General features: G+C 73.3%; 8 protein-coding genes. 5 read left to right on the top strand and 3 right to left on the bottom strand.

Annotated elements, in window-relative coordinates; all coding sequences use genetic code 11:
• The first annotated feature begins 5 nt into the window (after positions 1-5).
• From AC51EU_RS01865 to AC51EU_RS01850, 4 genes are all read left to right on the top strand, one after another.
• Positions 6-6,833, top strand: a complete 6,828-nt coding sequence (locus AC51EU_RS01865) for an SDR family NAD(P)-dependent oxidoreductase (protein ID WP_496264815.1) — start codon at positions 6-8, stop codon at positions 6,831-6,833.
• 105 nt (positions 6,834-6,938) lie between these two features.
• Positions 6,939-8,204 carry an aspartate kinase gene (locus tag AC51EU_RS01860; RefSeq protein ID WP_496264814.1) on the top strand — a complete coding sequence of 422 codons (1,266 nt, stop codon included), beginning with the start codon at positions 6,939-6,941 and terminating at the stop codon, positions 8,202-8,204.
• A gap of 61 nt (positions 8,205-8,265) precedes the next feature.
• Positions 8,266-9,579: a homoserine dehydrogenase gene (locus tag AC51EU_RS01855; protein ID WP_496264813.1), complete on the top strand. Its 1,314-nt coding sequence runs from the start codon at positions 8,266-8,268 to the stop codon at positions 9,577-9,579.
• A gap of 267 nt (positions 9,580-9,846) precedes the next feature.
• Complete coding sequence (locus tag AC51EU_RS01850) at positions 9,847-11,376, top strand: MFS transporter (RefSeq protein ID WP_496264812.1); 1,530 nt, start codon at positions 9,847-9,849, stop codon at positions 11,374-11,376.
• A gap of 64 nt (positions 11,377-11,440) precedes the next feature.
• On the opposite strand, the gene AC51EU_RS01845 is transcribed toward AC51EU_RS01850, so the two are convergent.
• The 3 genes from AC51EU_RS01845 to AC51EU_RS01835 all read right to left on the bottom strand — a co-directional run bounded on the left by AC51EU_RS01845 (position 11,441) and on the right by AC51EU_RS01835 (position 13,850).
• A complete protein-coding gene (locus tag AC51EU_RS01845) occupies positions 11,441-11,800 on the bottom strand; it encodes a winged helix-turn-helix transcriptional regulator (protein ID WP_496264811.1) in 360 nt (119 codons plus the stop codon).
• Between the two features lie 452 nt (positions 11,801-12,252).
• Positions 12,253-13,242: a DMT family transporter gene (locus AC51EU_RS01840; protein ID WP_496264810.1), complete on the bottom strand. Its 990-nt coding sequence runs from the start codon at positions 13,240-13,242 to the stop codon at positions 12,253-12,255.
• A complete protein-coding gene (locus tag AC51EU_RS01835) occupies positions 13,239-13,850 on the bottom strand; it encodes a TetR/AcrR family transcriptional regulator (RefSeq protein WP_496264809.1) in 612 nt (203 codons plus the stop codon). The genes AC51EU_RS01840 and AC51EU_RS01835 overlap by 4 nt, the downstream gene beginning before the upstream one ends.
• A 953-nt stretch (positions 13,851-14,803) precedes the next feature.
• Here AC51EU_RS01835 and AC51EU_RS01830 point away from each other — a divergent pair.
• On the top strand, positions 14,804-15,625 hold the full coding sequence (locus AC51EU_RS01830) for a helix-turn-helix transcriptional regulator (RefSeq protein WP_496264808.1): 822 nt from the start codon (positions 14,804-14,806) through the stop codon (positions 15,623-15,625).
• Positions 15,626-15,645: the final 20 nt, after the last annotated feature.

The raw sequence follows: 15,645 nt of genomic DNA, 5'->3' as shown, positions 1-15,645 counted from the left end.
GGGCGATTGCCGAGGCGCTGGCCGGTCAGGGCCACAAGACCAAACGGCTCGCGGTGAGTCACGCGTTCCACTCGCCGTTGATGGAACCGATGCTCGCGGAGTTCCGCGAGGTGCTGGAGGGCCTGACGTTCGGCGAACCGACCGTCCCGATCGTCTCCACGGTCACCGGCGAGCCGGCCGGCCCGGAGACGCTGGCCTCGCCCGACTACTGGGTGGAGCACGCCCGCCGCCCCGTACGTTTCCTCGACGCCGTACGGGTCGCGGAGGGCGAGGGCGTGCGGACGTTCGTCGAGATAGGCCCCGGTGCCACGCTCTCCGGCCTCGTCCCCGACTGCGTCCAGCACTCCGGGACCGTCCCGGTACCGCTGCTCCGCGCGCCGAAACCCGAACCCGACACCTTCCTCAACGCCCTGGGCCGACTGTTCGTCCGCGGTGCCGACGCCGACTGGAGCCGGGCCTACGAGGGCACGGGCGCCCGCGTCATCGACCTCCCCACCTACCCCTTCCAGCGCCAACGCCACTGGCTGACGGCCGGGACCGAGGGCAAGGACATCGCCGCGGCCGGGCTGGACCCGCTCGGCCACCCACTGCTCGGCGCCGCCGTCGAACAGGCCGACGGGGACGGCGTCACGTTCACCGCACGCCTGTCGACGGCCACCCACCCTTGGCTGGCCGACCACGCGATACGCGACACCGTCGTACTGCCCGGCACCGCCTTCCTGGAGATGGCGCTGCGCGCGGCCGACTTCGTCGACTGCGGCACCGTCGCGGACCTCACCCTCACCGAACCGCTCGTCGTCCCCGAGCACGGCGGCGTGCCCCTGCGGCTCACCGTCGGCGGCCCCGACGACACGGGCCGGCGGGACCTCCGGATGCACAGCCGGCAGGACGACACCTGGGTCCTGCACGCCACGGGCAGCCTCGCCGCCGACGGCCCGGACACGGCACCGGCCGTACCGGGCGCCTGGCCGCCCGCGGACGCCGAACCGGTCGCCCTGCGCGGCGCCTACGAGCGGATCGCCGAGCGTGGCTACCGGTACGGTCCCGCCTTCCAGCGGCTGCGCGCGGCCTGGGTGCGCGGCGACAGCGTGTACGCCGAGGCCGATCTCGACGCGCACCGGCCGGACCAGCCGTTCCTGGTGCACCCGGCGCTGCTCGACGCGGCACTGCACGCGCTGCTGCCCGGGATCGCCGAGGCGTCGGGGCCCGCGCGGCTGCCGTTCTCCTGGTCCGGGGTGCGGCTGCGCGCGGCGGGGGCGACGCGGCTGCGTGTGACCTTCACCCGGCGCGGCCCCGACACCGTGTCCCTGGCCGTCACCGACGACACCGGCACCCTGGTGGCGACCGTGGACGAGCTGAGGTGGCGGGAGCTGCCCGACGGCGCGCCGGGACGGGCCGGTGAAGGGGGCGCGCTGTTCACCGTCGAGTGGCGGGACGTCCCGCTCGACGGGCCCGGGACATCCCCGTACGTCCTGGAGCCGTCCCGGGACCTGCCGGCCGGTGATCTGCCGCCCGTGGTCGTCCTGCCCGTCACGGGGGCGACGGCGGCGGACGCGGCGACGCCCGTCCTGGAGACCGTACGGACCTGGCTCGCCGACGAACGGACCGGCGCGGGCACGCTGGTGGTGCTGACCCGGAACGGTGACACCGACCCGGCGGCCGCGGCGGCCTGGGGCCTGGTGAGGTCCGTGCAGACCGAGCACCCCGGGCGCGTCGTCCTGGTGGACACCGACGGCACCGAGGAGTCCGACCGCGCGCTGGCCGCCGCCGTCGCCACCGGGGAGCCGCACCTGTCCCTGCGGGCCGGCACCGCGTCCGCGCCCGAACTCGCCCCGCTGCCGGACACGGCGCGGGAGGCCCGGCCGGTGTTCGACCCGGACGGCACCGTCCTGATCACCGGCGCCACCGGAGCCCTGGGCGGCCTGCTCGCCCGGCATCTCGTCACCCGGCACGGCGTACGGCATCTGCTGCTGCTCAGCAGGCGCGGCGAGCGGGCCCCCGGCGCGGCCGGACTGGTGGCGGAGCTGACGGAGCGGGGCGCCCAGGCGCGGCTCGTGGCCTGCGACGCGGCCGACCGCGACGCGCTGGCCGGGCTGCTCGCGACGGTCCCCGCCGCACATCCGCTGACCGCCGTGGTGCACACCGCGGGCGTCCTGGACGACGGTGTCATCACCGCGCTCTCGCCCGAGCGGCTGCACGGTGTGCTGCGCCCGAAGGCGGAGGCCGCCCGGAACCTGCACGAGCTGACCCGCGGCCTCGACCTGTCCGCTTTCGTGCTGTACTCCTCGATCTCCGGCCTGATCGGCGCGGCGGGGCAGGCGAACTACGCGGCCGCCAACACCTCCCTCGACGCCCTCGCCCACCACCGCCACGCCCTCGGGCTGGCGGCCACCTCACTCGCCTGGGGCCTGTGGGAACAGCGGGGCGGCATGGCCGGGACGCTGGCCGACAACGACATCCAGCGCATGGCCCGCGCCGGCGTCGGCGTCCTGACGCACGCCGAAGGACTCGCCCTGTTCGACCGGGCCCTTGCCACGGACCGGCCCGCGCTCGCCGCCCTCCGTCTCGACCGCGCGGCGGCCCGCTCCGGCACGGGGGAGATCCCGGCGCTGATGCGGCGGCTGATCGGTGCCCGGCCCGCGCGCCGCGCGAGGGCACAGGCCCCGGCATCGCCCGGCCTCCACCTGGCGCGGCTCCCGGAGGAACAGCGGCGGGAACGCCTCACCGAGGTCGTACGGTCCGAGACCGCCGCCGTACTCGGCCACCCCGACCCCTCCGGCATCCGGCCCGCGGACTCCTTCCACGACCTCGGCTTCGACTCCCTGATGGCCGTCGAGTTCCGCAACAAACTCGGCGCCGCGGTCGGCGTACCCCTGCCCACCGGACTCGTCTTCGACCACCCGACCCCCGACGCCGTCACGGCCTACCTCGACGAGCGACTGGCCGGCCCGTCCGAGGCCATCGCCGAAGACCCCGGGACGACCGTCACTCGCCCGGACGACGATGACCCGTTGGTCGTGGTGGGCATGGGCTGCCGCTACCCGGGCGGAGTCGCGTCCCCGCAGGACCTGTGGGAGCTGGTGTCCGAGGGACGGGACGCCGTGAGCGCCTTCCCCGTCAACCGTGGTTGGGCGGAGGACGTCTACGACCCCGACCCTGACGCGGTGGGGAAGACGTATGCGCGTGCGGGTGGGTTCTTGCATGATGCGGATCGTTTTGATGCGTCGTTCTTCGGTATTTCGCCGCGTGAGGCGGTGGCGATGGATCCGCAGCAGCGGTTGTTGTTGGAGACGGCGTGGGAGACGTTCGAACATGCCGGGATCGATCCGCAGACCGTACGCGGCAGCGACACGGCGGTGTTCGTGGGCGCCATGTACCACGACTACGCCCCTCCGGTGCACCAGATGCCCGGCGACCTCGAAGGGGTCCTGCTGACCGGCAACACCGCCAGTGTCATCTCCGGACGCCTGTCGTACCTCTTCGACCTCACCGGCCCCACCGTCACCGTCGACACCGCGTGCTCGTCCTCCCTGGTGGCCCTCCACCTGGCGGCCAAGGCCCTCCGCTCCGGCGAATGCTCCCTGGCCCTGGTGGGCGGCGCGACCGTGATGTCCACCCCCGGAACCTTTGTGGAGTTCAGTCGGCAGCGGGGGTTGGCGGCGGACGGTCGGTCGAAGTCGTTCTCGGACGATGCGGACGGGACGAGTTGGAGTGAGGGGGTGGGGCTGCTGTTGGTGGAGCGGTTGTCGGATGCGCGTCGTCGTGGGCATCGGGTGCATGCGGTGGTGCGGGGGACCGCTGTCAATCAGGACGGGGCGTCGAACGGTCTGACGGCGCCGAACGGTGGTGCGCAGCAGCGGGTGATCGCCCAGGCGTTGCGGGACGCGCGGGTGTCGGCGGCCGAGGTGGATGCCATTGAGGCGCACGGTACCGGTACGCGGTTGGGTGACCCGATCGAGGCGGAGGCGTTGTCGGCCGTCTACGGGCGGGAGCGGCGAGCGGCCCTGTGGTTGGGCTCGCTGAAGTCCAACATCGGCCACTCACAGGCCGCTGCCGGCGTCGGCGGGGTCATCAAGATGGTGATGGCCATGCGGAACGGCCTCCTGCCCGCCACCTTGCACGTGCGGGAGCCCTCACGGCACATCGACTGGGACAACGGGCCGCTGCGTCTGCTGACCGAGGCCCGGCCCTGGGAGACGGACGGTGACCGTCCGCGCCGTGCGGGCGTCTCGTCCTTCGGTATCAGCGGCACCAACGCCCACGTCATCATCGAGCAGCCACCCCAGGAAGACCGGCCACACCCCGCACCGACGGCCCCGCCCACCGCCGTCCCCTGGGTGCTCACCGCCAAGAGCCCCCGGGCGCTGCGGGCGCAGGCCCAGCGGCTGCGCGACCACCTGACCGGCCGGGACGACTGGCAGCCGGCCGGGATCGGCCACGCCCTCGCCACCTCCCGCACCGTCTTCGACCACCGCGCCGTCGTGGTGGGCGCCGACCGCGCGGAACTGCTCGCCGGGCTCTCCGAGATCGTCACCGCCGAGACGGCTCCGGCCGCCGCCCCTGTCCGTGACAAGGTCGTCTTCGTCTTCCCCGGTCAGGGCCCGCAGTGGGTCGGCATGGCGGTCGAACTCCTCGACGGTTCACCGGAGTTCGCCGCATCGATGGCCCGGTGTGAGCAGGCGCTGGCCCGCTATACCGACTGGAACCTGACCGACGCCGTCCGTCAGACCGCCGGAGCGCCGGATCTCGAACGGGCCGATGTGGTGCAGCCGTTGCTGTTCGCGGTGATGGTCTCGCTGGCGGAGGCATGGCGGGCGCTCGGTGTGACCCCGTCCGCCGTCATGGGCCACTCGCAGGGCGAGATCGCCGCCGCGTATGTGGCGGGCGCCCTCTCGCTCGACGATGCCGCGCGCATCGTGGCGCTGCGCGGCAAGGCCGTGCTGGCGCTCAGCGGGCGCGGCGGCATGCTGTCCGTGCCGCTCGCGCGGGACCGGGTGCACACCCTGCTGGAGCCCTGGTCCGGGCGGCTCACGGTGGCCGTGGTCAACGGGCCGGGGTCCACCGTGGTCTCCGGTGACACCGAGGCGCTGGAGGAACTGCACCGGCGGCTGACCGCCGACGGCGTACGCGCCCGCCGGGTGGCGATCGACTACGCCTCCCACTCACCCCATGTGGAGGACGTCCGTGACGCGTTGACCGCCGGTCTCGCGGGCATCCGGCCGCGGGAGTCGGACATCCCGTTCTACTCGACGGTCACCGCGGGGCTCCTGGACACCCGTGAGCTGAACGAGGACTACTGGTACCGCAATCTGCGCCGTACGGTCCGGCTGGAGGAGACCACACGGGTCCTGCTCGACCGCAGGCACACCGCGTTCGTCGAACTCGGCCCGCACCCGGTGCTGACCGCCGCACTCCAGGACACGGTGACGGCGGCCGGCGGGGACGCGGTGGTCGGCGGTTCGCTGCGCAGGAACAAGGGCGGCCTCGCCCAGCTCTACCGCTCCGCTGCGCGGCTGTTCGCGCACGGTGTCCCCGTCGACTGGGCGAAGGCGTTCGGCCTGGACGGCGCGGCCCGGGACGAACTGCCGACATACGCGTTCCAGCGGGAGCGGTACTGGCTCGACCGCACCGGGGAGCACACCGCCAGGGACGCGGGCACGCCGGGCCCGTCCCGGCGGTTCGCCGGGGGCACCGGCCAGGACCGCACCCGGCTGCTCGCGCGGACGATCACCGAGGAGCTGGCCCTGGCGCTGGGCCGCGGCAGGGACGGCACGGTGGAGCCGACGGAGACCTTCACCGAACTGGGCCTCAACTCGCTCTCCGCGATGGAGCTGCGGACCCGGCTCGCCACACTGACGGGGGTGAAGCTGCCGGTCACGGCGCTGTTCGACCACCCGACCGTCGACCAGCTCACCAAGGCGCTCGACGAACTCCTCACCGAGTCCGAGGACGTGGCGGAACCCGGCCAGGAGGCGGCGCCCGACCAGGACACCGCGCCCGAGGACGCGGCCGCCCCCGACGCCGCCCCCGTCGCGGCCGCCCCGCTGGTAACGCTGTTCCGCTCGGCGTGCGCGTCCGGACTGATCGACGAAGGGCTCGATCTGCTGGCGGCCGCCGCCCGGCTGCGTCCCGTCCCGGAGCGGCCCGCCCCGGTCCGTCCGCCCGTCCGCTTCTCGCGCGGTGACCGGGGGCCCGCGCTGGTGTGCCTGCCGTCCTTCGTGGCGCCCGCGAGCCCGTACCAGTTCGCCCGGTTCGCCTCGGTGTTCCGTGGCGAGCGGGACGTGTACGCGCTGTCCGCCGGGGGCTACACGGCGGGGGAGCCCCTGCCGGAGTCCGTCACCGCGCTCGTACGGGCGCAGGCGGACGCGGTGCGTGCCTGCGCGGGCGATCGGCCGTTCGTCCTGACCGGGTACTCCTCGGGCGGCTGGCTCGCCCAGGCGGTGGCCGAGGAACTGCACGGGACGGCCCCCGTGGCGGGCGTCGTCCTGCTGGACAGCTTCCTGCCGGGCGCGCCCGAGCTGCAACGCATCCAGGTGACGCTCTTCGACGAACTGGCCGCCAAGCCCGGCGTCGCCGAACTGGTCGACGACACCAACCTCACCGCGATGGGCCGCTACCTCGGCCTCTTCGCGGGGTGGCGGCCCCGGCGGGCCGCCGCGCCGACGCTGCTGGTCCGGGCCGAGGACCTGCCCGGCGCCGGCAGGGAGGAACGCTCCGCCTGGCCGTCGGCACACACCGAGGTGTACACGCCGGGCAGCCATGTCTCGATGATCGACGAGTGCGCCGGGACGACCGCGCGGACGGTCGCGACCTGGCTCGACACGGCCTTCTGAGCCCCCGGCCGTGCCCCGCCGCCCGGGAGCGGCGGGGCACGGCGCGCGGCGGGCCCGCCCCGCCGGGGAACCCCGGACGTTCACGACATCGAAGGGAGCAGGAAGGTGCTGGTCGTCCAGAAGTACGGAGGCTCCTCCTTGCAGGACGCCGACCGGATACGACGGGTCGCCGAACGCATCGCCCGGACACGGCGCGACGGTCACGATGTCGTCGTGGTCTGCTCGGCCATGGGCGACACCAGTGACGAACTGATCGACCTTGCCGAGAAGGTGAGCGGGAACCGGCCCGCGCGGGAGATGGACATGCTGCTCTCCTCCGGGGAGCGGGTCTCCAACGCGCTGATGGCCATGGCCCTCCACGACCTGGACGCCCCCGCCCGTTCCCTCTCCGGGGCGCAGGCGGGGGTGTTCACCGACGCGCGCCACGGCGGGGCCCGCATCGTGGAGGTCGTACCGGACCGGGTCGTACGGGTACTGGCCCAGGCGTCGATCGCCCTCGTCGCAGGGTTCCAGGGCGTCTGCCGGGACACCGGGGACACCACCACCCTGGGGCGCGGCGGGTCGGACGTCACGGCGGTCGCCCTGGCCGCGGCGCTGGGGGCCGATGTGTGCGAGATCTACACCGACGTCGACGGGGTGTACACCGCCGACCCCCGCGTCGTCGGCAGCGCGCGGCTGCTGGCGGCCGTCGGCAGCGCGGACATGCTCGAAATGGCGGCCACCGGCGCGAAGGTCCTCATGCCGCGCTGTGTGGAGTACGCCCGCCGGCACGGAGTCGACATCCGTGTCCGGTCCTCTTTCACGGACCGTCCGGGAACACTCGTTTCGCATGCGGTGGAGGAGCGCGCGGTGGAAGGTACCCGCATCACGGGTGTGACGCACACCCGGTCCATCTCGAAGATCACGGTGTCGGGGGTGCCCGCCGGACTGCACGCGGTCGCGGACGTCCTCGACGTCCTGGCCGCCGCCGGGATACCCGTCGGCATGCTCCAGAACCTGCCGGCCGACGCGACCGCGGCGCCCGCCCCCGACCTGACCTTCACGGTGCCGGGCGCGGACGGGCCGCGCGCCGTGGACCTGCTGGAACGGCACCGCGACCGCACCGGCCACGGACCGGTGCGCTGCGACGCCGGAACGGGCCAGGTCTCGCTCGTCGGCTCCGGCATACGCGGCGGCGCCGGCATCGTGGCCGCGCTGTGCCGGACCCTGGCCGAGGCCGGTATCGGCGTGCAGTCCGTCTCCACCTCCGAGATCCGGGTCTCGGCCCTGTGCCGTGCCGACCAACTCGACGACGCGGTACGGGCGTTGCACCGCCGCTTCGGTCTCGACGCGGCCACCGAGGCCGTCGTCCACGCGGGAACGGGGCGCTGACCGTGCCGCCGACCGTCCCCGTTCCCCGCTCGTGCCGTCCCGCCGCCGAAAGGATCTCGCCATGAACACCGGACCCCTGAAGGTCGCCGTACTCGGGTGCGGAGTGGTCGGTACGGAAGTGGTCCGGCGGCTGGACGAGGCGGGGGAGGCGCTGGCGGGCCGCATCGGCGCGCCCGTCGAGCTCGCGGGCGTCGCCGTACGCGACCCCGGAAGGCCGCGCGGCGTGAGCCTCGCCCCGCACCTGTGGACCGACGACCCGCTGGGCCTGGTCAAACGGGACGACATCGACATCGTCGTGGAACTCCTCGGCGGGACGGAACCCGCGCACTCCCTGGTCGTCGCGGCCATGGAGCACGGCGCGTCGGTGGTCACCGCCAACAAGGCACTGCTCGCCGGGCACGGACCGGCCCTCCACGAGACGGCAGCACGGCACGCCGTCGACCTGTCCTACGAGGCGTCCGTCGCGGCCGCGATCCCGCTGCTGCGGCCGCTGCGCGACTCCCTCGGCGGCGACCGGATCACCCGCGTCACCGGAATCGTCAACGGCACCACCAACTACGTCCTGGACCGTATGACGCAGACCGGCGGTGACCTCGCGTCGGCGCTGCGTGAGGCCGTGGAACGCGGCTACGCCGAGGCCGACCCGAGCGCCGACGTCGACGGGACGGACGCGGCGTCCAAGGCCGTGATCCTGGCGTCCCTCGCCTTCCACACCTGGCTGCCCCCGGCGAGCGTCCACCGCGAGGGGATCGGCGGGGTGACCGCGGCGGACGTGGCGGACGCCCGGGACTGCGACCGTGTCGTCAAGCTGGTCACCGTGGTGGAACGGACCGGCCCCGGCCCGGACGGCGTACTGCTGCGGGTGCACCCCGCGATGGTCGCCCGGGACCACCCCCTCGCCGATGTGCGCGGCGCGGACAACGCGGTGGTCGTCGAGGCCGCCGACGCCGGGGAGCTGCTGTTCCGGGGCGCGGGTGCCGGAGGGGTGCCCACCGCGAGCGCCGTCGTCGGGGACCTGGTGACGGCGGGGAGGAGAAGACTGAGCGGCCACCACGACACCGCGCCGCCCGCCACCGTGCCGGAACCGGACTGTCCCCGGCCGGAGTTGCGCAGCCGCTATCACCTCCGTCTCGGCGTCACCGATGCCACCATGGCCCTCGACGGCATCACCACCGTCCTGGCGGCACACGGCATACGGGCCGACTCCGTACGGCACCGCCGCACCGGCACCGGAGAGACGCTGGTCCTGACCACGGCGGTCACCGCCGAACCGGCGCTGCTGACCGCGGTGGACGCCCTCGCCGCCCTGCCGGAGGTGAGCGCGGCACCACGGTTCCTGCGTCTGCTGGACCCCGCCGGCGGGGGAGCCGGCTGAGGGCCCACCGCGTCCTGCTGACGGGCCGCGCGCGAGGCGGGCCGCGCGCCCCGTCCGCGCGCCCTGTGACCCCGTGCCGGGCCTGCGCGCGTGCGGCCGTTCTCCCGGTACGGCACGGTCCCTCCGGTGCCGCGGCGGAAGCGGTCGTCCGGTCACTTCCTCACCGCCATCCGGGAAAAAAGCGGCCCGGGTCGGTACACATCATGTCCCTAGGGGACAGAAAAAACCGTACTTGTTCTTCATCAGGGCCCTGCGCACGATGGCGGCATGACGGAAGAACACGCGGCGCCCCGCCGCTGGGCGGTATTGGCCGTGCTGCTGGCCGGCATGCTCATGGGGGGCATGGACCTCACCATCCTCAATGTCGCACTGCCGACGGTGGGCCGGGAATTACTCCCGTCGAGTTCCGCGCTCCTCTGGATCACCGACGGCTACCCGCTCACCGTGGCGGCCACCCTGGTCGTCTGCTCCACACTCGGCGACCGCCTCGGCCGCAAACGGGTCCTGATGGCGGGGCTGACCACCTTCGCCCTCGCCTCCCTCGCGGCGGCCCTCTCCTCCGCGTCCGGGCAGCTCATCGCGGCCCGCGCCGTCCAGGGCCTGGGCTACTCGATGATGCTGTCCAGCACGGTGGTGATCATCCGGGTGATCTTCCCGGTCGCCCGCGAGAGGTCACTCGCGTACGGGCTGTGGGTGGCCAGTTCCAGCACCGGCGCGGCGCTCGGCCCGGTGCTCGGCGGCGCGCTGGTGGAGAAGTTCTCCTGGGGCGCGGTCTTCCTCGTCAATGTGCCGATCGCGGCGCTCGCCGTCGTGATCGGCGCGGTACTCGTGCCCGAGTCCCGCAACCCCGACCCGCACCGCTGGGACGTCCTCAGCGCGGTGCTCTCCATCCTCGGGCTGGCCGGCGCGGTCTACGCGCTCCAGCACATCGGCCAGCCCGAGCGGCCGTCCCCGGCCACCGTGGCGGCGGGCGTGCTGGGGGCGGTCCTGCTGGTCGTCTTCACCCTGCGCCAGCGCCGTATCCCGAATCCGCTGCTGGAGATGCGGCTGTTCACCGACCGCCGGTTCTCGGTGTCCACGGTCGCCATCCTGTTCTGCTACGGCGCCTACACGGGGCTGCTGTTCCTGCTGACCCAGCTGCTGCAACTCGTCGACGGCTACTCGCCGTTGAAGGCCGGGCTGACGCTGGTGCCCGTCGCGGTGGCGAGCGCGGTCGGCGGGGTGGTGGCCCCGAAGCTGGCCGCGGCCCTGGGCAACCGCTGGGGCGTCACGACCGGTGTCACGGTGCTCGCCCTCGCCCTGGCCGCGCTGGCGGCGTTCGGCGCGGCGGGCAACCTCGCCGCGCTGGTCGCGGTCGGATTCGGCGCCGGAACGGTGATGACGCTGGGCGCCGACGCGATGATGAGCGCGGCACCTCCGGAGCGGGCGGCGGAGGCCGGGGCCGTGCAGGAGGTCGGCTTCTCGCTGGGCGCGGGCCTCGGCGTCGCCGCCATGGGCATCATCGTCACGGTGTCCTACCAGGCCCATCTCGCCCCGGTCGGCGGCCTGACGCCGGGCCAGTCCGACGCCGCCTCCGGCTCGTTGGGTGCCGCGATGGGCCTGGCGGGGAAGCTCACGGGCGGTACGGGGGAGGCCCTGCGGCGCAGCGCGCAGCGGGCCTACGAGACCGGGTTCTCCGTCACCACCACGACGGTGGCGGTCGTCCTGCTGGCGCTCGCCGCGCTGACCGCCGTCCTGCTGCGGCCCCACCGGGCCACGGTCCCCGCGGCGGACGTCCCGCAGCGGACCACCGCCTGACGCGTCGGCCCGGCCGCGCGGTGACGTCCTCCGGGACGCCGCCGCGCGGCCGGGCCGTGACGGCTCAGGCGATCGAGGAGTCGGGGACGCGGCCGCGGACCTGCTCGCGGTACCAGTGGCCCCATTCCTCCAGCTGCTCCACCAGGCCCTTGAGGCTCATGCCGATCTCGGTGAGCGAGTACTCGACCCTCGGGGGGACCTCCCGGTAGACGGTCCGCAGCACCAGGCCGTCCTCCTCCAGGTCGCGCAGCTGGCGGGTGAGCATCCGCGGGGTGATGTCGGGCATCGCACGGTTCAACTCACCGAAACGGTGCGTTCCATTGAAAAGGTATTTCAGAATACTGAGCTTCCAGATGCCCCCGCACACGGTCATCGCGACCTCAAGGGTGCAGTAGTCGAGCATCTCGTCCACGCGTGGCCGCATGTCCCTCCCAACCCGTGCCCATCAATTTTCGTTCTCGATAATAATGTCTCCCGGGCATGCCCAGCTGACCGGTCACCCGTTGGCCGGATTCGGCGCTTTTATGGACGGTCCGGCCCCGGCGCACCCTCCACCGGGACCGTTACCGCAGGTCGCGCGGGCATCCGGCGTACCACCGGCGCACGCGCCGGGGCCTGGGGACATGCCGCCGCAGACGCCGTGATCCGAGAGCGACCGGGCGCCCGCCCACCGCCTTTCGGCCCCACCCCACCAGGAATGCCGCAACCAGAATGGCCGAAAATTGCGCCCCGCATTGTTTCGGGAATATTGACAGGTGATCGACGGTTGCCGGTCACGGTGATCCCGGTCGGGTACCGCGGGCGACGCGGACGGAATTCCGGTAAGCGGACACCTCGCTGTGTATGCGATCTGAGGCGGGGAAACCCCGCACCCCGTCAGGAAAGCGGGGCCGGCTCCCCGTCCGCCGTGCGCACCGCGGGCGGGGGAGCGGTGCCGGAGGGGCGCTCAGCCGCCCGTACCCGCCGGGAGGGAGTCGTCAGGACGACGAGACAGGCGACGACGAGCACCATGCCGACCCAGCCGAGCGCCGGCAGCCGCTCGCCCACCACCAGGACCGCGAACACGGCCGCCACGGCCGGCTCCAGCAGCGACAGCGTCGTCGCCGTACTCACGGGAACCCGGGCCAGCCCCACCCCGAACAGCACATAGCCCGCGAACATCGGCACCAGCGCCATGTACAGGCCCACCCCCGCGTTCGTCCACGAGGCGACCAGCGGCGCGCCCGTGACCGCCAGCACCGGCAGCAGCATCAGGCCGCCCAGCCCGAACACCGCCCCCATCGCCGCCCGCGAGGCGGTGCCGCACAGGATGAGACGGTGTGCCGCCCACGCGTACACGGCGTACGTCACGCCCGCGACCAGCCCGAGCCCCACTCCGGCGACCGTCCGCCCGACGGAGCCGGTACCCGCCCCGGACCCGGCCCGCGCCGCCTCGGCCGCGCACAGCAGAACGGTCCCGCCGACCCCCAGCGCGGCGGCGCCCAGCCAGCGCGGGGACAGCCGCCGCCGGTCGGCGGCCCACTCGATCAGGGCCGACGCCAGCGGCGCCGAGCCGAGCGAGACGACCGTGCCCACCGCGACACCGGCCAGCCGCATCGAGCTGTAGAACGCCAACGGGTACAGGGCCACCCCCACCCCGCCGACCAGCACGATCCGCCACCGCGCCCGCAACTCCGCCCGCGACCGGACGATCGGACGCGCCGCCACCGCCGCCTGCAACAGTCCGCCCAGCCCCATCGCCGCGGCCCCGATCGCCAGCGGCCCCACCCCCGGGGCGAAGGTCGCGGCCGTGCCCGTGGTGCCCCACAGCACCGACGCCACCAGGATCGCGAGGACGCCGGCGCCGTGCCCGTCGTGACCCGTCACAGGGCGTCCACCAGGCGCTCCGCCAGATCGCGGGCGTGCCGCACACGCGTGCCGTCCCCTTCGAGGCCGGCGCGCACAATGGCCCCTTCGAGCAGGAACGCCAGATGCTCCGCCGTCGCGGCCGCCCTCTCCTCCTCGCCGGGCAGCAACTCCCGGACATGGGTGGTGAGCAGGTCCTCGACCTCCTCCTTGTGGCGGCGCACCACCTCCCGGCCCTCGTGGCCGGTGGGCAGTTCGGCGGCGGCGTTGAGCAGTCCGCACCCCCGGAACCCGTGCTCGTAGGCGAACGAGGCGTGGTCGGCGTAGGCGTCGAAGACCGCGAGCACGGCCTCGCGCGGCCCTCGCGCCGCGGCGAGCCGCCGCCGGTAGAGCCCGAGCCATTCGTCGTGCCGGGCCCGGAGGTAGGCGCAGACGAGGTCGGCCTTGGAGGCGAAGTTGTTGTAGAGGCTCATCTTCGCCACACCGGCCTCGGAGGTGATCGTGTCGATCCCCGTCGCCGCCACGCCGTCGGCGTAGAACCGCCGGGCCGCGGCATCGAGAATCCGCCCCCGCGCGGCACCCCGCCGCCGCGCGGCCGGCTGCCCGGCACTGTCCTTCGTGTCGCTCATCGGTCTCACTCCCTGCCGTTATTAGGTAGACCAGTCTACCTAATAAGAGGTGGGGTGAGGGGTAACGGTGGGTGATGTCCGAGGTGTGCGCGGCGCTCCTGCCGCGCCCGTCCTTTTTCGGACTGCCGTGAGTCGCCCGGCGTGAGGATTCCGACAGGAATTCCGTGACGCGCGGAACGGGGAATTCCGTACGGATCGATGCGTGGCGGAGTGCGTCCGTGACGCTCCGGAAGCGATCTACCAGGTGTTGCGTCGTTCATCGCGCGTAGAAAGTTCATCCTTTGACTTTCTGCTTTCCGTTTTCACGCGGCGGAAATACTTCCGTCCGGATTCCTCGTCCGGGTGCGGTAGGTTGACCGGAATCCGACGTAGGCTGACGGCGTGTCGGCTGGCGGGGGAGGGTGCGTCATGCCTCGCGCGGCACGAAGGGGTGCCGTGGGGCGGACGCCGGAAGTTCCTGCTGTTACAGCGGGTGATGCCTACCCGCTATCTTCTGTTTCTGGTGACCTGTCAGTATTCTCTCGGTTGGAGAGATTTGTTCGCAGGGGGCACAGCGATGTTCGCGTTGTTGATGCGTCGAACCGTCACGGGCGTGGCCGCACGGTCCCGCGTGTGCGGCCCCTGCGCGCCCGGTGCCCGTCACGCCGCCCCCCGTACCCCGGGACGCGGCGCCAGGACGCCGGAACGACGTGCCCCCACACCCCGGGGCGCCAGGTCCGGCCCGCAGCGCGCCTTACCCTCTCCGCCCCCGCCACCGGACCACAGGGGTGACCGCGGGACACGCGTGAGACACGGATGACCGGAGAAAGCAGGGATCACAGCGGACCGGGCACGGCCGGAGCACGGTCGCTCGGCTGACGGGCGTACGGCGTTCCGTACTCCCTTCCACTGGGTGGCGCCACACGTCGACGCGACGCGGCGCAGTAACGGGGTGAGCAGGCTTGAAGAAATTAGTGCTGTCGGAATCTCCGGCCGCCTCCGGCGCCGAACACGACGAGCTGGAAGAGGCGTTGCTCAAGCTCCAGTCCCTCATCCAGTCCACGGTGGCCAAGCACCGCGGCCGTCTCTCCGAGGAATCACTGCTGTCCGAGGTGGTGGGCGAGGACGGTGTCGTCCTGGCGATGGCCGAGCAGATGATCGCCGAGGCCCGGAGGAGCGTGACGATGGCCGCCGCGCCCCGCGAGGGCGGGTCACCGGTGCTGCGGACGGTGGTGGGCAGGCTGCTGGACGGCGGCACCGGCCGCCTGGAGGTGCGGCTGCTGTGCCCCCGTACCGCTCTGGACGCGCCGCTCGCCCGCCGGCTGGCGGCCGTCCCCTCCCACCAGGTGCGCATCACCGCCATGCCGGTGGAACCGCTGCTGATCGTGGACGGCCGCACCGTACTGACCTGCGTGGAGACCCCCGCCGGCCGGCGGGCCTCCCTGGTCCGCTCGTACCCGGTGATCCGCGCCATGTACGCCCTCTTCGACGGGATGTGGCACGCCGCGGTCGCCCCGGCGGAGTGGTCGGGGTGGACGCAGCGCCCACGGGAGGAGTTCAACCGGCAGGTCCTGGGGCGGTTGCAGGCCGGCGTCACCGACGAGGTCGCCGCCCGTGAACTCGCCGTGTCCGTCCGCACCTACCGCCGCCATGTCGCGGAGCTGATGACGAGAATGGGCGCCAGCTCACGGTTCCAGGCGGGCGTGCGCGCCGCCGAGTTGGGCCTGCTCACCAGCGCCCCGGAACGGTGCCGCGCCGACGGCGGGAACCGGACGGGAGGGGCGCGCGCCGGTTGAGACGCGCCGGTGAGGCGGGG

The sequence above is a fragment of the Candidatus Streptomyces philanthi genome, assembly GCF_059553635.1.
Note: the sequence above shows the minus strand (reverse complement) of the source record. Positions and strands in the feature narration are given on the sequence as shown.